General features: G+C 59.6%; 18 protein-coding genes and 1 riboswitch. Of the genes, 17 read left to right on the top strand and 1 reads right to left on the bottom strand.

The window, feature by feature from the left end:
• The first annotated feature begins 229 nt into the window (after positions 1-229).
• The 12 genes from MED193_RS23000 to glpD all read left to right on the top strand — a co-directional run bounded on the left by MED193_RS23000 (position 230) and on the right by glpD (position 10,628).
• On the top strand, positions 230-397 hold the full coding sequence (locus tag MED193_RS23000; RefSeq protein ID WP_009811421.1) for a hypothetical protein: 168 nt from the start codon (positions 230-232) through the stop codon (positions 395-397).
• Positions 394-564, top strand: coding sequence for a hemin uptake protein HemP (gene hemP / locus MED193_RS22695; RefSeq protein ID WP_009811420.1), 171 nt, complete (start codon positions 394-396; stop codon positions 562-564). The genes MED193_RS23000 and hemP overlap by 4 nt, the downstream gene beginning before the upstream one ends.
• 149 nt (positions 565-713) lie before the next feature.
• A complete protein-coding gene (locus MED193_RS19115; protein WP_254655478.1) occupies positions 714-1,040 on the top strand; it encodes a hypothetical protein in 327 nt (108 codons plus the stop codon).
• Between the two features lie 57 nt (positions 1,041-1,097).
• Positions 1,098-2,366 carry an imelysin family protein gene (locus MED193_RS19110; protein ID WP_009811418.1) on the top strand — a complete coding sequence of 423 codons (1,269 nt, stop codon included), beginning with the start codon at positions 1,098-1,100 and terminating at the stop codon, positions 2,364-2,366.
• Positions 2,367-2,453: 87 nt separating this feature from the next.
• A complete protein-coding gene (locus MED193_RS19105; RefSeq protein ID WP_009811417.1) occupies positions 2,454-3,467 on the top strand; it encodes a hypothetical protein in 1,014 nt (337 codons plus the stop codon).
• 213 nt (positions 3,468-3,680) lie between these two features.
• On the top strand, positions 3,681-3,974 hold the full coding sequence (locus tag MED193_RS22690) for a bacterioferritin-associated ferredoxin (RefSeq protein WP_009811416.1): 294 nt from the start codon (positions 3,681-3,683) through the stop codon (positions 3,972-3,974).
• Positions 3,922-4,410 (top strand): bacterioferritin, encoded by a 489-nt coding sequence (gene bfr / locus MED193_RS19095; RefSeq protein WP_009811415.1) that lies wholly within the window; start codon positions 3,922-3,924, stop codon positions 4,408-4,410. The genes MED193_RS22690 and bfr overlap by 53 nt, the downstream gene beginning before the upstream one ends.
• Positions 4,400-5,953, top strand: coding sequence for a di-heme oxidoredictase family protein (locus tag MED193_RS19090; protein WP_009811414.1), 1,554 nt, complete (start codon positions 4,400-4,402; stop codon positions 5,951-5,953). Before bfr ends, MED193_RS19090 begins: the two co-directional genes overlap by 11 nt.
• Before the next feature lies 1 nt (position 5,954).
• Entirely contained in the window at positions 5,955-6,959 is a 1,005-nt protein-coding gene (locus tag MED193_RS19085) for an imelysin family protein (protein ID WP_039966409.1), read from the top strand.
• Positions 6,960-6,984: 25 nt separating this feature from the next.
• Positions 6,985-8,070: a DUF1513 domain-containing protein gene (locus MED193_RS19080; RefSeq protein ID WP_009811412.1), complete on the top strand. Its 1,086-nt coding sequence runs from the start codon at positions 6,985-6,987 to the stop codon at positions 8,068-8,070.
• Between the two features lie 190 nt (positions 8,071-8,260).
• On the top strand, positions 8,261-9,058 hold the full coding sequence (locus MED193_RS19075) for a DeoR/GlpR family DNA-binding transcription regulator (RefSeq protein ID WP_009811411.1): 798 nt from the start codon (positions 8,261-8,263) through the stop codon (positions 9,056-9,058).
• Positions 9,051-10,628, top strand: a complete 1,578-nt coding sequence (glpD, locus tag MED193_RS19070) for a glycerol-3-phosphate dehydrogenase (RefSeq protein ID WP_009811410.1) — start codon at positions 9,051-9,053, stop codon at positions 10,626-10,628. The genes MED193_RS19075 and glpD overlap by 8 nt, the downstream gene beginning before the upstream one ends.
• A 182-nt stretch (positions 10,629-10,810) precedes the next feature.
• Here glpD and cobO read toward each other — a convergent pair whose 3' ends face one another.
• A complete protein-coding gene (cobO, locus tag MED193_RS19065) occupies positions 10,811-11,446 on the bottom strand; it encodes a cob(I)yrinic acid a,c-diamide adenosyltransferase (RefSeq protein ID WP_009811409.1) in 636 nt (211 codons plus the stop codon).
• A gap of 51 nt (positions 11,447-11,497) precedes the next feature.
• A riboswitch (cobalamin riboswitch) is annotated at positions 11,498-11,725 on the top strand.
• Between the two features lie 95 nt (positions 11,726-11,820).
• Here cobO and MED193_RS19060 point away from each other — a divergent pair.
• From MED193_RS19060 to MED193_RS19040, 5 genes are all read left to right on the top strand, one after another.
• The gene (locus tag MED193_RS19060) at positions 11,821-12,231 is read left to right on the top strand and encodes a DUF1636 domain-containing protein (protein WP_039967069.1); all 411 of its coding nucleotides are present in this window, start codon (positions 11,821-11,823) and stop codon (positions 12,229-12,231) included.
• Positions 12,232-12,237: 6 nt separating this feature from the next.
• Positions 12,238-13,305, top strand: a complete 1,068-nt coding sequence (gene cobW, locus MED193_RS19055) for a cobalamin biosynthesis protein CobW (protein ID WP_009811407.1) — start codon at positions 12,238-12,240, stop codon at positions 13,303-13,305.
• A gap of 169 nt (positions 13,306-13,474) precedes the next feature.
• A complete protein-coding gene (gene cobN / locus MED193_RS19050; protein ID WP_009811406.1) occupies positions 13,475-16,720 on the top strand; it encodes a cobaltochelatase subunit CobN in 3,246 nt (1,081 codons plus the stop codon).
• Positions 16,717-17,889 carry a precorrin-3B synthase gene (gene cobG, locus MED193_RS19045; protein ID WP_009811405.1) on the top strand — a complete coding sequence of 391 codons (1,173 nt, stop codon included), beginning with the start codon at positions 16,717-16,719 and terminating at the stop codon, positions 17,887-17,889. Before cobN ends, cobG begins: the two co-directional genes overlap by 4 nt.
• Positions 17,890-18,519 carry a precorrin-8X methylmutase gene (locus MED193_RS19040; protein WP_009811404.1) on the top strand — a complete coding sequence of 210 codons (630 nt, stop codon included), beginning with the start codon at positions 17,890-17,892 and terminating at the stop codon, positions 18,517-18,519.

Genomic DNA, 18,519 nt, shown 5'->3' with positions numbered 1-18,519 from the left:
CAAAGGTGGGGTTTTCCTTTTGGCAACACGCCGTCCCGGCGCCCCAGCACCTGCCGCGCCCCTGCGGTGATTGCTTCCAGTCTGGAAACATACATGGGCCGTGTGACTTTTTCTGACAAAAATAGTCAGAAAGGGTTTCTTGATTGTTTTAATCAGGTATAAGACTCCCAGCCAACCTGACTCGCTAGGCCAGCCTCAACCCGCATCACACAAATAGAAATCGCCACCTATGTCGATCAAAACCCCTCAGACCAATACGCCCCGAAGCCGCCCTGCAGAGGCAGAAGAACGTGACGCGCTTTGGGCTCCGGTTTTTGCCCCCAGCGGCGCCCTTTCCGGGCTTTGTCTGGAATGGATTTTGGACAAGGCGGAATTCAACAATGGGCGACCCTCATGAACCAGATGACATCTGATCCAGTGGCAACCACTGCCTCCCCCGAAGTTTTCCCAACCTACCACGCAGAGGATCTGACACGCGGCGGCATCCAGGCGCGCATTCTTCTCAATGGCCAGATCTACAGCCTGCGGATCACCCGGGCTGGAAAACTAATCTTGACAAAATGACCGCGCCACAGCTTTCCATACGTGGCGGCGCTGCCGTCGGCCTGCTCGCCGATTTACCCCCGCTAGAGGCTGGTGTCGTGCGCTATTTTCGCGCTTGGTTCAGTGGAGCAGCGGCGCGTGCAGACCTATTTCAAACGCTCGGACAAGCTATGGGCCCAAGCCTGGCCAAAAGCACCTTGGAAAGCTTTGGGGCACTCTGCGATTTCTGCGTCACGCATGGGCGCCGCCCCCTGATACGACACGGTATGACCTGCTCCTGCCTCGGTGCGGATGAAAATTGCCTGGCCAACCTTGTCGCTGCCGCAACTGAGGGCGGGGCCGCAGATGCAGACTTGCTGGCTGCCCTAATCGTAACGCCGCAAAAGGCACAGGCGCTCAGCCTCCTGGCCACGCAAACTGGACTGCTGTTGCAACACCTCACCGGTGAGCCGCCCTCTCGGCAGTGCTACCGGCCGGGGGCAGCCACACTGCACTGACCAACACAGCGCCACCCAGCCAAGATTTCCCATGCCAACCCATCCAAGGATTTCAAAATGAAAAATCTGTTTCTCACCAGCTCCGCCCTTGCGGGTCTCGCTCTTTGCGCCACACCTGGGCTGGCAACCGAGAAAGCCGAAGTTCTGGCCAATTATGCCAATATTGCCCAAGCGAAATATCAAGACAGCCTTGCCACAGCGCACACCCTCCAACTTGCTGTAGACGCCCTGATTGCCACCCCCTCCGCCGAGGCCCTGACAGCTGCGCGTCAGGCCTGGCTGGCCGCGCGCGTTCCCTATCAGCAGTCCGAAGTTTTCCGCTTTGGCAATGCCATCGTTGATGATTGGGAGGGCAAGGTGAACGCCTGGCCATTGGACGAAGGGCTGATTGACTATGTGGATGCCACCTATGGAGGGCCCAGTGATGAAAACGCTCTGGCCGCATTGAACGTCATCGCCAATCCGACATTTGATCTCTCTGGAAAAGCGATCGACACCAGTGCCATCACTCCCGCCCTGCTCTCTGAAACCCTGCATGAGGCCGATGGCGTCGAGGCCAATGTGGCCACAGGCTACCACGCGATTGAGTTTCTACTCTGGGGCCAGGATCTGAACGGAACTGACCATGGCGCGGGCAATCGTTCTTGGACCGATTACGCCTCGGGGGACAACTGCACCAATGGCCATTGCGACCGTCGCGGTGACTACCTCAAAGCCGCCACTGCGCTGCTGGTCTCCGACCTGGAATGGATGGCCGCGCAATGGGATGAAGCCGGAGATGCTCGCATATCCCTGCTCGCCGATGAAGGCGCTGGCATCTCTGCCATGCTGACCGGGATGGGCTCGCTGTCTTACGGGGAACAGGCCGGGGAGCGTATGCGCCTTGGGCTGATGCTGAATGACCCGGAAGAAGAGCACGACTGCTTTTCCGACAACACCCACAACAGCCACTATTACGATGGATTGGGCGTACAAAATATCTACCTGGGGGAATATATCCGCGTGAACGGGGAGATGATCTCTGGGCCGTCGCTTTCCGATCTGGTTGTTGCCGCCGATCCCGCACTGGACAGTGAGATGCGGATGAAACTGGCCACGACCATGCGAGCGCTGGGTCGCATCAAATCCACTGCTGAGGCGGGCCTCTCCTACGACCAGATGTTGGCGCAGGGCAATACCGCAGGCGAAGCCCTGATCATGGGCGGCGTCAACGGGCTGGTAGACCAGACAAGGTCGATTGAACGCGTTGTCACGCTGCTCAGCCTGGATGGGTTGGAAATCGAAGGCTCCGACAGTCTTGACAATCCTTCCGCGGTCTTCGAATAGTGAATCGTTACGTTATTTCATAACGTAACCCTAAGGGCGACCTGACCTCCCTTCGGTCCGGTCGCTTCATCAGAGAGAAACAGGTAAATGACAGTCAAAACAAATGCGGCGCTGGCCCTCAGCGTCCCCGTCGTCCTGTGCGCAAATGCTGCGCTCGCCGACGGTTTCACTTGGGAAGGCGAGATCGAAATTGGCAATGAACAGGTCATATCGTCTGATGTGGCCGCCAATGAAATCCGCAATACCTATGCCATTATCACTGCCACCGGCACCTACACATTTGGCAACGGCATGGCGATCTTTTCGACACTGACAGGCGAAAGCGTCACAGATCCAACCGTAGACCGCACATTTGAGGACATGGGCCTCTATGTGGAAGAGCTTGGTTTTAGCTTTGACATCGGCGAGTCGACAACCCTGTCGATTGGTAAACTACACCCTGTCTTTGGCGGGGCCTGGGATCACGCAGCGGGCTTCTTTGGCGGCACCCTGTCCGAAGACTATGAGCTGACCGAGCAACTGGGTATTTTGGCCGATGTTGAACTCAACGGCGCTGGCACGCTCTCTTTTGGCGTCTTCTTTGCCGATGACACCTCGCTCAGCCGCTCCTGGGGGGAAGATCGTGGCCGCAACCGCGCCTCGGCAGGAGGTGCCGGCAACACCGGGGAACTGGACAACTTTGCGATCCAGTGGGCCCATGAAGTGGACAACACCCGTTTCCATATTGGCGCGCGTCACCTCAGCGCCAGCCTCGGCGATGTGGATGACGAGCAAGGCTTTGTCGCTGGCCTTGGCCACTCCTTTGGCAATGGCCTTGATCTCTTTGCCGAGGTCGCAGCATTCAGCAATTTTGGTGGCACAGCCGATGACGCCAGCTTTGTAACGTTGAACGCCGCCTATGCCATAGGAAACTGGACCCTGTCGGGCACCCTGTCCCAGCGCGATATGGATACAGCGGGTAAAACTGACCTGCACTCACTTGCGGCTGAGTATGAGTTTGAAAATGGCCTCGCGCTCGGCGGAGCCCTGGCATTTCAGGATGACGGCGGCGTCAAGGACACCATCTTGGGCCTCAACCTGATCATCCCTCTAGGCGGGTAACACTGGCCCATCAAAGCAGGTGTTCTGTATCCCACCCCAGCGGAGACACCAGCTTTAACCTACCTCTGGGTCGCAGTTTTGCGACCCATTTTTTTTGGCCAGCCCTATTACCTGACAAAAACAATAAGCCTTCCCTTGCATCCTTATTGTTTTTGTCAGATATTGCCTCAACCAAACGACTCCTCGGCACGGCACACTCCAGGGACCTCTCGAATGATCATCTGTCACTGCACTGCGATCTCAGACCATGACATCCACGCCGCCATCGACTGGATGCGAAATGCCGACCCAGACACCATCATCACACCCGGAAAAATCTACCATGCCCTTGGCAAGGCGGCAGATTGTGGCGGATGCATGCCACTCTTCCTCGACACGATGCGCAGCAATGATAAGATGACAGTACCTGCGCAGCTGCAAAATCTGCGCCGCCGAGCAATTCAGGAGAGTACCTATGAAGGGCGACCCCAAAGTCATCGACTATCTCAACAAAGCGCTGCGTCATGAGCTGACAGCCGTCAGCCAGTACTGGCTCCACTATCGTCTGCAGGACGACTGGGGTCTGGGCAGCATGGCCAAAAAGAGCCGTGAAGAAAGCATCGAAGAAATGCAGCATGCGGATGATCTGATTGAACGCATCCTGTTCCTAGGCGGTCACCCCAATCTGCAAAAGCTGGATCCACTGCGCATCGGTCAGACCCCAAAAGAAACTCTGGAGTGCGATCTCGCTGCCGAAGAAAGCGCCCGCGCGCTGTACAAGGAAGCCCGAGAAGTCTGCAATGAGGCAGGTGATTACGTCACCATGAAACTGTTTGAGACATTGATGGCAGACGAAGAAGGGCATATCGACTTCCTCGAAACTCAGCTTGACCTGCACGACCGGATTGGTGCCGAAAACTATGCACAACTCAACGCCACCAAAATGGAAGCGGTTGAAGAGTAAGCTCCTTCTGGCTGCCGCGCTTGCGGCGGCCTCCTCTGCTTCTGCCCTTGATCCGAGAGCGGCCCCACCCCTTGATCTCTCCGTATTGCCGCTTGGGGATCCCCACCTGACCACCCTGCCCCGCAGCGCCGCTGAACGGGCCCGCGTTGCGGAAGTGACAGCACCAACGCAGGATTTCACCAAAGCTGAGACCTTTGAAGAGAACCCTGCCGGCGCCACGACGGCACGCGCGCGCAGAGACGACGAAGCTTTTTCGCAGCACAGCGCCAATCTCTCGTTTGAACAGGAACTGGAGTTCAAACTCGGCAACGGGTTGTTCAAGAAGATCTGGGTCTTTTCCCCCGCTTCGACCCTGGCCTCTGATGGGTTAGGACCGCTGTATAACGCCCGCAGCTGCCAACGCTGCCACATCAAGGATGGGCGCGGGACCGTTCCTGAAGATCCCGCCTATCGCTCTGCCTCGATGTTTCTACGCATCTCTATTCCAGGAGAGGTGCCGCGCCAACTCCAGGCGGTGACAGACTACATCGGTACCGCGCCCGATCCCAACTATGGCACTCAGCTCCAGGATTTCTCTCGCCCCGGTCTGGCACCGGAATATCGGTTTCGCGTGCAATACAGCCCACGGCAGGTCCAACTGACCGGGGGCGAAACCGCCACCCTTCGCAGCCCCCACTATAGCGCGGCAGAGCTCGGCTATGGGCCACTCCATCCGCAGGCCATGCTCTCCCCCAGGCTGGCACCCCCGATGATTGGTCTCGGCCTGCTAGAGGCAATTTCAACTGCTGATATCCTTGAATATGCAGATGAGACCGACAGCGATGGCGATGGTATCTCTGGCCGCCCTAACCTCGCTTGGTCGCCCGAGTTTCAGCAGGTCATGCTGGGTCGCTTTGGCTACAAGGCAGGAATGCCGACGCTACATCAGCAATCTTCTGCAGCTTTTTCCGGTGATATTGGCATCTCTACGCCGCTTTTCCCCAACCCCGCCGGTGACTGCACCGCCCGCCAGACACATTGCCTGACCGCCCAGCATGGTGACGGGGACATTCGGGGCAACGAAATCGATCAGGCCAATATGGATCTGGTAACATTCTATAGCCGAAATCTCGCGGTGCCAGCCCGTCGCGACAGCGATGATCCACAGGTTTTACGCGGAAAAGAGCTGTTTTACAGCAGCGGGTGTGCCAGCTGTCATCGGCCTAAATACGTGACCCAACGCCTGGTCGACCGACCCGAGAACAGCTTTCAATTGATTTGGCCCTATAGCGACCTTTTGCTGCACGACATGGGGCCAGATCTGGCGGACAATCGTCCCGAGGGGCGCGCCACAGGCCAAGAATGGCGCACGGCCCCGCTTTGGGGCATTGGTCTGACCAAACAGGTCAATCCAATGGCCAGCTATCTGCATGATGGCCGCGCCCGTACTCTGCTTGAGGCCATTCTCTGGCATGGCGGCGAAGCAGAGCCCGCCCGTGATCGGGTGATAACGCTTGCCCCCAATGACCGGGCCGCCCTCATACGTTTTCTGGAAAGCCTCTGACTTGAAACATATTATATTTGCACTGGCCATCGGCGCGGCCTTCACCCCTTCCCTGGTGAGGGCCGATATTGTGGATGAAATCCTTGACGATCAGGTCCTGCCCGCGATGCAGGCCCTCGCAGAGAGCAGCGAGGATCTGGCCCAAATCGCCCAGACCATCTGCCGCCCAGGCGCCAGCCCGCTGCGCGACGCCTATCATCAGGCCTTTGACGCCTGGGTTCGGGTCAGCCACCTGCGCTTTGGCCCGACAGAGACAAACAATCGTGCCTTTGCCTTGGCGTTTTGGCCTGACAGTCGTGGCAAGACCCCGAAAACACTGGCCAAGCACTTGCGCAGCGCCGACCCCGCCCTGCTAACCCCGGAAGGTATTGCGCAGTCCTCCATTGCCGGGCGCGGTTTCTATGCGCTGGAGTTCATGTATTTTGATCAGAACTTCACCAGCGCCAAACCACATGAGTACCGCTGTGCCCTCACCGCCGCAATGGCCCAAGATATTGCCGTAAATACCGCCGCGATCCATCGGGATTGGCAGGACTCCTATGCCGATCAGATGCGCAGCGCATCGGGGCGCTATCAGGACGAAACCGAAGTCAAGCAAGAGCTCTACAAATCCTTGAATACAGGCCTGCAACTGCTGGCGGATATGCGATTGGGCCGTCCCTTGGGCAGCTTTGACAAGCCACGCCCCAAACGTGCAGAGGCCTGGCGCTCGGGTCGTAGCCAACATCACATTGTTTTGGCGCTACAATCGTTGCAGCCTTTGGCCATTGCCCTGGCTGATGGAGATCAAGACCTGATAGCCCGACTGGAGACCGCCTTCCAAAAGCCAATACTGCGGGCTCTGCGACTGGATGATCCGCGCCTGGCAGGGGTTGCCGACCCAGCCAATCGCTTCCGCCTTGAAGCGCTTCAGCAGGAGGTCAACGACCTGCGAGCTCTGATCGAAAGCGATCTCGGCCCCTCCCTTGGGGTTTTGGCCGGGTTCAATTCACTGGACGGCGACTAACCCATTTTGAAGAAGGACATGGCCTATGACCTCGCGACGCGGTTTTCTTGCAGGCCTTCTTGCAAGTAGCCTGGCCCCCACCCCGAGCTGGGCAGACCTCGGCCGGCCCGCCTTTCTTACCGCCGCAAAAGATCCCGACGGCAGCTATCTGCTGGCAGGCCTCTCGGAGGCTGGTGCAATCCAGTTCACCTGTCCACTGCCCGGCCGGGGCCATGCCGCCGCTGCCCATCCAACACGCCCCGAGGCCGTTGCCTTTGCCCGCCGCCCGGGTCGGTTTGCCGATGTCATAGATTGCCGGAATGGAACACCTCTTGCCCGGCTGGAACCCCCACAGGGGCATCATTTTTATGGACATGGGTTGTTCACTCCAGATGGCTCTCGCCTGTTCACCACCGAAAACGACTATGAGAATGGGCGCGGCAGGATCGGCATATGGGAGGTCGCAAGGGGCTATCGCCGCATTGGCAGCTTTGACTCTGGCGGCGTTGGGCCCCATGACATGCTGCTGCGTCAAAGCCAGAGCGGGCCCCAGCTCGCCATTGCCAACGGCGGGATTGAGACCCACCCCGACAGCGGCCGTGCCAAGTTGAACCTGCCGCAGATGCGCCCCAACCTCAGCCTGTTGTCTCTGGACGGGCAGGTGCAGGAGGTGATGGAACTGGCTCCTGAGCTGCACCTCAACTCTATCCGCCACCTTGCGATTTCGTCTCAGGGCATTCTGGGCTTTGCCATGCAGTGGCAAGGCGATCCTGGCGCAGATCTGCCGCTGCTTGGCCTATATGAGCCAGGCACACCGCCGGACCTATTGGCTGAAGGTGACCCACGCCTGCGCAATATGCGCGGCTATGGCGGCTCTGTCGCCTTTAGCCCCGACGATCTGACCATCGGCGTGACCTCCCCCAGGGGCGGGGTGGTGCAGGTGATGGAGACCCGCAGTGGACATATAATCAAGGAGCACGCGCTGCGCGATGTCTGTGGCCTTGCCACTGCGCGCAGCGGGTTCATTGCCAGCACCGGCCTCGGTGCAATTGCCGCACTGACGGGGCACACCGCCAAACAGCTAAGGCACCACGATCTGGCCTGGGACAACCACCTTGTGCCGCTGACCTAGACGAGACGCCTGCGCGAGCCCGGCGCCATCCATCCATACATCCATACATCCATACATCCATACATCCATACATCCATACATCCATACATCCATCCAAATTTTTCGATATCCACAATATCGCAAGCAAATCGAAAACAAATGATGACAAAACTCAAGTGATCCGATAAGCATCCCCGCAAAAGGAAAGCCTATGGATGCCGCGAATCGCCACGACAAGATCCTGAACCTGCTAAACAGCCAGGAGCGTGTAGAGGTCGAAGATCTCGCCGCGCTCTTTGGGGTCTCCCTTCAGACCATCCGCACCGATCTGCGGGATTTGGCCGCGCGCGGGGCTTTGTCACGGGTCCATGGCGGAGCAGTTCGCGTCAGCTCTGCTGCCAACCGCGCCTATGCAGAGCGGCGCAAGCTCAACGCCGCTGCAAAGCAGGCCATGGCAACCCTGCTGGCGGAGGTCATCCCAGACAATTGCTCGCTGGCACTCAATATTGGCACCTCCACTGAACAGGCGGCCCGCGCCCTTGAAAACCATCGCGGGCTTACTGTTTTATCAAACAACATCAATATTATAAACCTGATGATGGGCGGCGAAACAAAGGAGCTCATCCTGGCTGGCGGCACAGTGCGTCAGAGTGATGGCGCGATCATCGGCGAGGACGCCGTTGAATTCATTTCCCGCTACAAGGTTGACTACGCCATTATCGGCGCTTCTGCGCTCGACGAAGACGGCGCTGTTTTGGACCATGACGCCCGTGAAGTCTCGGTCGCCCGCGCCATCCTAAAAAATGCACGCACAACGATACTGCTCTGTGATGGCAGTAAATTTGCGCGCTCTGCCCCGGTGCGGATCTGCGGCCTGCCCGATCTGGATGTGATCATCACCGACCAGATGCCTCCCTCCTCTTTTTGCAAGGCCGCCAGCACCGCAGGAACCCGGATCCTCTGCGCCGACTCCAACCGAACCCAAAACGAAAGCCGCGAAAATGACTGATCCAAAAATCACCGACCTCTTCATCATTGGTGGCGGCATCAATGGCTGCGGCATCGCCCGTGACGCGGCCGGACGCGGACTGTCGGTTACTCTGGCTGAAATGAACGACCTTGCCTCCGCCACCTCGTCAGCCTCAACCAAGTTGTTCCATGGCGGATTGCGCTACCTGGAGTATTTTGAGTTCCGCCTGGTCCGGGAAGCTCTCATCGAACGCGAAGTGCTGCTGAGTGCGATGCCGCATATCTCCTGGCCCATGCGATTTGTACTGCCCTTCCATAAGGACATGCGGTTTGACAACGATACGCCGACATCCAAACTGCTGACCACATTCATGCCCTGGATGAGGGGGCGCCGCCCGGCCTGGCTGATCCGTCTCGGTCTGTTTCTCTATGACAGCCTCGGTAAGCGCGGTATTCTGCCGAGCACCAGCACGGTGGATCTCACATCAGATGAGGCCGGCCGGCCACTGAAATCCAAGTTCAGGAAGGCGTTTGAGTATTCGGACTGCTGGGTTGAAGACGCCCGCCTGGTGGTATTGAACGCCCGCGATGCGGCAGCCCGCGGAGCACAGATCATGACCCGCACCGAAGTCTTGAGCGCCCAGCGCGGAGAAGATCACTGGGTCATTACCGTCAAGGATCACGCCAGCGGTGAAACCCAAGAACACCGCGCCAGGATGCTGGTCAACGCCGGCGGTCCCTGGGTCGCAGACCTGCTCCGTCAGACTTTGGGCCAGAACAGTCGCGAAACCGTGCGCCTGGTGCGTGGCAGCCATATCGTGGTGCCAAAACTCTTTGACCACGGACGCTGCTATTTCTTCCAGGGAGAGGATGGGCGCATTATTTTTGCTATCCCTTACGAGGAAGATTTCACTCTCATTGGCACCACCGATGCTGATCATCCCGACCCGCAAACCGCACCGGAATGCACCCCGCAAGAGCAAGATTACCTGGTCAAATTTGCCTCCCAGTATTTTGACAAACCGATCAGTCGCGATGACATTCTCTGGACCTATTCCGGAGTGCGCCCACTTTATGACGATGGTGCCAGCTCTGCCACGGCGGCGACCCGCGAATATGTGCTGACGCTGGATCAGACACAGGCGCCATTGCTCAATGTCTTTGGTGGTAAGATCACCACTTACCGGAAACTGGCAGAGGCTGCCTTGGCCAAGATTGGCGAAGCTCTACCAGGGCTTTCCGGCAATTGGACCGCTGGCGTCGCCATGCCCGGCGGTGATTTTCCAGTGGCCAATGTGAGCAAGCTTACCGAAAAGCTGGCGAGCGATTACCCCTTCTTGACGCCCTACGCGACACGCCGACTAATGCGGGCCTATGGTCTGGAGGCCTGGGATGTTTTGGGCGACGCCAAAACCGCCGCCGATCTGGGCCAGGACTTTGGCGCGACTATCACAGCGCGTGAGCTGGACTGGGTCGTCACCCATGAATGGGTCCGCACAGGTCAGGATTTCCTGCTGCGGCGCACCAAACTGAACCTGCGATTGGATGACAGCCAGCGCGCGGCTGTGGATGCCTACATTCAAGGCCAGCTGACCAGGGGCAGCGCCTAACGGCGCGCAAGGCGCTGAAACCCTTAAGGAACGCTAACCAGACGTTGCAGGCACTCAACCCCTAGCCGCCCGCACCCTGTGCAACGCCCAGGATTTGTATCAGCAAAGCTGACAGGCTGTTTCGCACGCGAAACAACCTGTTGCCTCAGCCCATAAGGGGCCCTTCCCCTGCAATACTAGAGCTAAAACTCGACGCCCTTTTGCGCCTTCACACCGGCGCGGAAGGGGTGCTTGATCTGGCCCATCTCAGTCACCAAATCAGCAATCTCAATCAGCTCATCCTTGGCGTTGCGCCCAGTCAACACCACATGAGTCATCGGCGGCTTTTCCTCCACCAGGAATTCCAGCACCTCATCGAGATCCAGGTACTCATAGCGCAGTGCAATATTGATCTCGTCCAGCAACACCATGGTGTTGCGCTCATCGCGGATCATTTCCTTGGCCTTTTCCCAGCCCTTCTTGGCTGCGGCGATATCGCGCGCCTTATCCTGTGTTTCCCAGGTAAACCCCTCACCCATGGCGTAGAATTGGCACAGATCGCTAAAGTTCTCTTCGATCAATGTCCGCTCGCCAGTCTGCCAGGCGCCCTTGATGAACTGTACCACGGCCGAGGGCATCCCATGGGCAATACACCGCATGATCATGCCGAATCCTGAACTGGATTTGCCCTTGCCGGGACCCGTGTGGACGATGATCAGCCCCTTTTCACCATCCTTGTTTTTCATCATGCGATCGCGGGCGGCCTTCTTCTTGGCCATCTTGGAGGCGTGACGTGCCGCTTCCTCTTCTGAAACGCCGGTTTCGGACTTCTCACTCACGGGGTTCACTCCTGCTGTTTGCCCAAGTCTTGACAAGGAAGCCCCCAATAGCGCAAGGGGGTTTTTGTTGGTTCCTGCAAATTGCAGGCGAAGAGGGAATGTGACAGGCTGATAGGGATTTTTGCTATCAGCTCTCAAGCACAGCCGCCCCCGCGACCGTGACCGGAAAGGTCTCTGATGCCACTGGCCCACCGTGCCGGGAAGGCAAGAGCACCGCAGACAGGCATCGCCCGTCGAAATCCGCAAGCCGGGAGACCTGCCAACGCATGAGACAACGAGCGGACGGGGTGTTTCGCGACTGGTTGTGGGAGTGCCTCGCTGCGCTCTCCCTGCTGGCCCGGCCCCCGATCCCTGCAAACAAAGGACGCGCGCTGATGGCTGAAGATATGGCGGAGACCCCCGCTGGAAATCCAACAGAGGTCACTCTGACGATCTGCACCACCTGTAAACGCGAAGGCGTTGATCCAGAGGCCGTTCGTCCGGGTTCAATCCTCATGGCCGCATTGGATGAAGCGGAGCTGCCCGCCGGTGTCACTGTCCGCGGTGTCGAATGCCTTTCAGCCTGTAAACGCGGCTGCGCAATGGTTCTGACTGGCGGCGAAGACCGCTGGAGCTATATCTATGGCGATCTCGACCCCGAAGCCCATGTCGACGACATCCTGGCAGGTGCTGCCGCCTATGCCGCCACGGCGGATGGTGTGGTGCCCTGGCGCGAACGCCCACAGGTGTTTCGCAAACAATCCATCGCCCGTATTCCCCCGATCAATCTGCCCTCCAAGGATTAAAACCCCATGAGCAATCTCAACAAGATCCCCGTCACCGTCATCACCGGCTTTCTCGGCGCTGGTAAGACCACGCTGATCCGCCACCTGATGCAGAACCCGCAGGGCAAACGTCTGGCAGTCGTGGTCAACGAATTCGGCACCGCCGGCGTCGATGGGGAAATCCTCAAATCCTGCGCGGATGAGAATTGCCCAGCCGAAAACATCATGGAGCTGGCAAATGGCTGCATCTGCTGCACCGTGGCCGACGACTTCATCCCGACGATCGAACAGCTGATGGATCTGCCAGACAAGCCTGATCACATCGTGATTGAAACCTCTGGCTTGGCCCTGCCCAAACCCCTGCTCAAGGCCTTTGACTGGCCCGCAATCCGCTCGCGGATCACCGTCGACGGCGTGGTTGCACTGGCCGATGCCGAGGCCGTCGCCAAGGGGCAATTCGCGAGCGACCTAGAGGCCGTACAGGCCCAGCGCGAAGCCGATGAGGGCATCGATCACGAAACACCACTGTCCGAATTGTTCAAAGATCAGATCTCCTGCGCCGATATCATTCTGATGTCCAAGGCCGATCTTGCCGGAGAGGCGGGATTGAACAAGGCCCGCGACATGATCGCAGCCGAAGCTCCGCGTAAGCTGCCGATCCTGCCGATGTCCGAAGGCGTGATCGACCCCCGTGTCATCTTGGGGCTAGAGGCCGCCGCCGAAGATGACTTGGCAGCCCGGCCATCGCATCATGAACACCATCATCACCACGATGACCATGACGACGATCATCACCACGATCACAGCCATGACGATTTTGATACCATCGTGGTCGAAATGGGCGAAGTTTCTGATCCGGAAGCGCTGCAAAATGCCATCGTGAAACTCGCGCGTGAACGCAATATCCTGCGGGTCAAAGGCTATGTTGCAGTGGAAGGAAAACCGATGCGGATGTTGGTTCAGGCGGTGGGCGAACGTCTGCGCGCCCAATATGACCAACCCTGGGGAGACACACCACGTCGCACCCAGCTGGTGGTCATTGCTGAGCATGACAATATCGACGGCGCAGCCATCCGCGCTGAACTGGGGGCGTAAGTTAATGCCAACCGGCGAAATTTCTATAATTTCGCCCGGCTACAACGCCGGGCAGCGCCCGCGCACCCCAACGAACCATGGGGTTTCTCTGGGATCGATGGGAGGGTGCTTTGCATCCTCCCAAAGTCGCGCGCTGCTCCCCCCTCATCCCTTGGAGGGGGTTTGAACGATGCATGTTGTCTTTCGCGAGAGCCATGGCTTGGATCAAACAGATACGCCGCAGGATCTGGGGCAAACACCTGCGGACCTGGTGGTGTTGTCTTTCTCCGACAGCGACCTTGGCGCCTTTGCGGCAGGCTGGCATCGCGCAGAAGGAAAACTGCCCAGCCTCCGGCTGGCCAATTTGGTTGCGCTGAAACATCCCCTGTCGGTGGATACCTATGCGGAACAAACGCTGGAAGACACCAAGGGCATTCTCGTGCGCCTGATTGGCGGCGAAAGCTATTGGCCCTACGGTCTGGCCACCCTGCAGGATATGGCCCGTCGCAGAGGCATCGCTCTTGCCCTGCTGCCGGCCGATGGCCGCGAAGATCCCCGCCTAGACGAGCTTTCAACCCTGCCCGTTTCCACCCTGCGGCGGTTGCAGGCGCTCTGTGATGCCGGTGGCGCTGTTGCAGCGCAGGCGGCACTGGCGCAACTCTCCCTCGCTGCCGGGCTCTATGCCGGACCGGTCCCGGGGCACAAATCCACACCGGTGCATGGGTTTTATGACCCTGCCAAGGGGGTGATCGCTGAACCCGCAGAAAGCGACCGCCCGCTGGTTCTGGTCAGCTTTTATCGCTCCTACCTAACCGCGGCGGATACTGCCCCGGTGGATGCGCTCATCGCAGAGTTTCGCGCGCGCGGCTATGCCGCCTATGGGCTGTTTGCCGCCAGCCTCAAATCCCCTGAAACGTCCCTCTGGCTACGCCAGACCCTGCCGCGCTTGGCCCCTGCAGCGATTGTCAATGCCACTGCCTTCTCCGCCCAGGGCAGCGACGGCGGCGCCTCGCCGCTCAACACCACCGGCTGCCCGGTGTTTCAGATAGCGCTCTCTACAGCACGTAAAAAGGACTGGGCTGCGGCCGCGCGCGGTTTGTCCCCTGCCGATCTTGCCATGCATGTGGTCCTGCCCGAAGTTGACGGCCGTATTCTTGCTGGGGTGATCAGTTTCAAATCTCCCGGCAAGCAAGATCCAGATCTGCAATACTCCCGCTTTGCCCATCGCCCGGTGCCGGATCGCATCACCGCGATCGCGGACCGGATGGAGGGCTGGCTGCGCCTTGCTGCTCTGCCCAATGCGCAAAAACGCCCAAGCCTGATCCTGTCGACCTATCCCGGAAAGGCCCATAACCTGGCCCATGCGGTGGGGCTCGACGCTCTCGCGTCCTGCTCCGAAATCCTGAGTGAGCTTGCCGCACAGGGTTATGAAACAGAGCCACAATGTGACCTTGGAAAGCGGCTTGGCGCGGAAACTCTCAGCTTTTCGATAGAAGCCTATCGCAGGGCGCTGAAAGATCTGCCCGAAACCCTGCGCGATGCTCTGAACGCCGCCTGGGGCGAGGCCGAAGCTGACCCAGATTTTCACAACGGCGCCTTTCACTTCAAGGCGATCCAGGCTGGCAAGGCCCTGATTGCCCTCCAGCCAGAACGCGGCGAAGTGCAAAGCCGGGTCGAGGATTACCACGATCTGGATCGCACCCCGCGCCATGCCTATGTCGCCTTTTACCTCTGGCTGCGCCAATGCAGTGATGCACTTGTACATATTGGGGCCCATGGAACGCTGGAGTGGCTGCCGGGTAAGGCTGTAGCTCTTTCAAATGACTGCTGGCCCGAAGCCCTCACCGGCGCCTTGCCAATCACCTATCCCTTTATTGTCAACGACCCTGGCGAGGCGGCCCAGGCAAAACGACGTGTCGGTGCGGTTACCCTAGGCCATCTGCCGCCCCCTCTGGCCCAGACGAGCCTTCCCGAAGGCATGGCCCGCTTGGAGAGTCTGCTGGATGAATACTCCACCGCCGATGGCTTGGATCCGGCGCGGCGCGATCGTCTGCTGGATGATATCCGTGCCGAAGCCCAGGGCACAGGCGTTGAGGCTGATCTGGGCCTCACCGCTGACAGCTCCGCCGCCGAGGCGATCACCCGCATTGATGCCTTTGTCTGCGACATCAAGGAAAGCCAATATGGCGAAGGGCTACACATCTTTGGCACCGGCGCCTGCGGCGCTGAAGAACGCGCCGGGCTGGTTGCAGCCCTGGCGGGCAGAATGGTCCCCCCCGGCCCCTCCGGCTCCCCGTTTCGCGGTCGGTCCGACGTTCTGCCGACCGGGCGCAACCTCTTTACCACCGATCCACGCTCGGTCCCCTCACGCGCGGCGCAGGCGCAGGGGGTCAAGCTGGCGGAAGAACTGCTGCGCCGCCATCTGCAAGACCATGGCGACTGGCCACAGGGGTTGGTGATTGATCTCTGGGGCTCCGCCACAATGCGCACCGCAGGGGAAGAGTTTGCCATGGCCCTGCATCTGGCAGGGCTTGCGCCGCAGTGGGACAAGGATTCCGAACGGGTCTCTGGCTTTGAAGTGCTGCCGCTTTCCATGCTGGGGCGCCCTCGCATCGATGTGACCCTGCGCGTGTCCGGCCTGTTTCGCGATGTTTTTCCGGGGCTTGCCCAAATGTTCGAAGCCGCTGCCGCCGCCTTGGCAAAGCGCGACGAAAACAAGTCCGACAACCCCTATCTGGCCCCCTCCCCTCGAGTCTTTGGCCCCAAACCCGGTCAATACGGCCTCTCCATGGGCCCACATATTGAGACCTATAGCGACAGCTCTCGGGCTGCCGCCGGAGAGGCCTGGATCACCGCCTCTTCTCATGCCATCGACGCCAAGGGCGACATTACCGAAGCCCGCTCCGCACTGGAGGCCCGCCTCAAAAGCGCAGACAGCTTTGTACATCTTCAGGATTTGCCGGAAACCGATCTGCTCGTTGCATCTGACTATGCCGCCCACGAAGCCGGCTTTGCGGCGGCCATGGCGCGACTGGGGTCCCCGGCCCCAGCCCTATACCATATGGACGCCACCCGCCCCGACCGACCACAGGCGCGCTCCTTAGGGGAAGAAATTGCCCGTGTCACACGCGCCCGCGCCATTAACCCGGACTGGGCCAGTTCCATGATGCGTCACGGGTTTCGTGGCGGTGCTGAAATTGCGGCCACTCTGGATCATATGGCAGCCTTTGCCCATCTGGCGCAGGTGGTACCACCGCATTTGTTTGATCTCTACTTTGAGGCTACCTTGGGACGTGAAGACCTGGTCGAATTCATGGAGCATGAAAATCCTGCCGCCCTGCAGGCGATGCGCGACCGCTTTCGGGCCCTGGCCGAGGCAGGTCTTTGGATCAGTCGGCGCAACTCCATCATTGCCACGCTGGAGCAGGCCGGATGAGTTCAAACCGCTCCGCCCCCTCTCCCAAAGTCTACGGCTGGTGCCCAGGAGCCCTGCGCCCAATGATGTCCGGCGACGGTTTGGTGGTGCGCATCCGCGCCCCCCTCGGACGGTTGAGCCAGGAGCAGGCCACGGCAATCGCGGACCTGTCTCGCCAATATGGCAACGGGCTGATTGATCTCTCAGCCCGGGCCAATCTGCAATTGCGCGGCGTTTCTCCTGAAACCCATGGTTCTGTCATCGCGGGCCTGCAGGAGCTCGGGCTTTTGGACCAGGACGTCTGGCGTGAAAGTCGTCGGAATATCCTACTGACCCCCTTTTGGCAGGAGGGCGATGTCAGCCAGAGAATCGCGCGTCATCTGGAGAAGGCCCTGCTGGCGACAGAGGATCTGCAGCTCCCCGGGAAATTTGGCTTTGTGGTGGATACCGGCGCGAAGCCTCTCTTGCAAAACAGTGCCGCAGATATCCGGTTTGAGCGCAGTGGCACCGATATCTTGCTTGTCGCTGATGGAGCCCAGGTCGGGTGCCCGGTGACGGTTGAAACCGCAGCAGAAGCCGCCTTGGATTTGGCCCGTTGGTTCCTGGACCAGGGCGGCGCGCCAACAGGACGGGGCCGGATGCAGGCGCTCACTGCGCGCTGCGCGCCACCAGCCGGGCATCGCGCGCCCCGCAGTGTCACCGCTCCCCAGCCTGATCCGGGACCTACGGTATGCGGCCAGTTGGTCGCGCTTGAATTTGGCCAAATCAGTGCCACTGCTTTTGCAGGCTTGGCAAGAATTGCTCCGCTCCGCCTCACCCCATGGCGAATGATACTGATCGAGGGTGCCCGCGACCTGGCCTCCCTGCCCGGCGTGATCCTTGACGCAGCAGATCCCCGCCTGCGGGTGCGCGCCTGCACCGGAGCGCCCGGTTGCCTGCAGGCGCTATCGGCAACCCGCGATCTGGCGCGCGATCTGGCGCCCCACGTACCAGAGGGCCAAATCCTGCATGTTTCCGGCTGCGCAAAGGGCTGCGCCCATCCGGGTCCCACTCCCCTGACGTTAACCGCCACATCCTCCGGTACATTCGATCTGATCCACCATGGCAGAGCCAGCGATCAACCGGTAAAAGAAACCCAAAGTGCCAACGCCCTGCGCGCGGCACCTCAAATTCTGACAAAGGGCAGATAAATGCTCCACAGCTACGAAACCAACGGCGCCGCCATCTACGCCGAGAGCTTTGCAACCATCCGCGCAGAGGCCGATCTGGGCCGGTTCAACAAGGATGAGGAAAGCGTCGCCGTGCGCATGATCCACGCTGCTGGCATGGTCGGCCTGGAACAATATATCCAGTTCTCGCCTGGCATGGCAGAAACCGCGCGCGCCGCCCTGGCCGCAGGTGCGCCGATCCTGTGCGACGCCCATATGGTCAGCGAAGGCATTACCCGGCCGCGGCTTGCCGCCAACAACGAGGTCATCTGTACTCTGCGCGACCCCAAGGTGCCTGAGATGGCCAAGGAGATGGGCAATACCCGCTCCGCCGCGGCACTGGAACTCTGGCGCCCCAAGCTCGAAGGTGCGGTTGTGGCCATAGGCAACGCTCCCACGGCCCTGTTTCACCTGTTGAACATGCTTAAAGATCCTACCTGTCCACGCCCGACCGCCATCATTGGCTGCCCTGTTGGTTTTGTTGGCGCAATGGAATCCAAAGAGGCCCTGATGTCGGATCTGCCGGTGCCTGCCATGATCGTCAAAGGCCGCCTGGGTGGATCAGCCATAACCGTGGCGGCGGTGAACGCCTTGGCAAGCTGGAAAGAGTGA

The sequence above is a fragment of the Roseobacter sp. MED193 genome (assembly GCF_000152965.1).
In the GTDB taxonomy this organism is placed as follows: Bacteria; Pseudomonadota; Alphaproteobacteria; order Rhodobacterales; family Rhodobacteraceae; genus Pseudophaeobacter.
The sequence above is the reverse complement of the archived record's forward strand: the minus strand, read 5'-3'. Positions and strand labels throughout refer to the sequence as shown.

Excerpts from the sequence above, each read along its gene's own strand:
- MED193_RS23000 (WP_009811421.1), top strand. The coding sequence starts at position 230 with ATGTCGATCAAAACCCCTCAGACCAATACGCCCCGAAGCCGCCCTGCA.
- hemP (WP_009811420.1), top strand. The coding sequence starts at position 394 with ATGAACCAGATGACATCTGATCCAGTGGCAACCACTGCCTCCCCCGAA.
- MED193_RS19115 (WP_254655478.1), top strand. The coding sequence starts at position 714 with ATGGGCCCAAGCCTGGCCAAAAGCACCTTGGAAAGCTTTGGGGCACTC.
- MED193_RS19110 (WP_009811418.1), top strand. The coding sequence starts at position 1,098 with ATGAAAAATCTGTTTCTCACCAGCTCCGCCCTTGCGGGTCTCGCTCTT.
- MED193_RS19105 (WP_009811417.1), top strand. The coding sequence starts at position 2,454 with ATGACAGTCAAAACAAATGCGGCGCTGGCCCTCAGCGTCCCCGTCGTC.
- MED193_RS22690 (WP_009811416.1), top strand. The coding sequence starts at position 3,681 with ATGATCATCTGTCACTGCACTGCGATCTCAGACCATGACATCCACGCC.
- bfr (WP_009811415.1), top strand. The coding sequence starts at position 3,922 with ATGAAGGGCGACCCCAAAGTCATCGACTATCTCAACAAAGCGCTGCGT.
- MED193_RS19080 (WP_009811412.1), top strand. The coding sequence starts at position 6,985 with ATGACCTCGCGACGCGGTTTTCTTGCAGGCCTTCTTGCAAGTAGCCTG.
- MED193_RS19075 (WP_009811411.1), top strand. The coding sequence starts at position 8,261 with ATGGATGCCGCGAATCGCCACGACAAGATCCTGAACCTGCTAAACAGC.
- glpD (WP_009811410.1), top strand. The coding sequence starts at position 9,051 with ATGACTGATCCAAAAATCACCGACCTCTTCATCATTGGTGGCGGCATC.
- MED193_RS19060 (WP_039967069.1), top strand. The coding sequence starts at position 11,821 with ATGGCTGAAGATATGGCGGAGACCCCCGCTGGAAATCCAACAGAGGTC.
- cobW (WP_009811407.1), top strand. The coding sequence starts at position 12,238 with ATGAGCAATCTCAACAAGATCCCCGTCACCGTCATCACCGGCTTTCTC.
- cobN (WP_009811406.1), top strand. The coding sequence starts at position 13,475 with ATGCATGTTGTCTTTCGCGAGAGCCATGGCTTGGATCAAACAGATACG.
- cobG (WP_009811405.1), top strand. The coding sequence starts at position 16,717 with ATGAGTTCAAACCGCTCCGCCCCCTCTCCCAAAGTCTACGGCTGGTGC.
- MED193_RS19040 (WP_009811404.1), top strand. The coding sequence starts at position 17,890 with ATGCTCCACAGCTACGAAACCAACGGCGCCGCCATCTACGCCGAGAGC.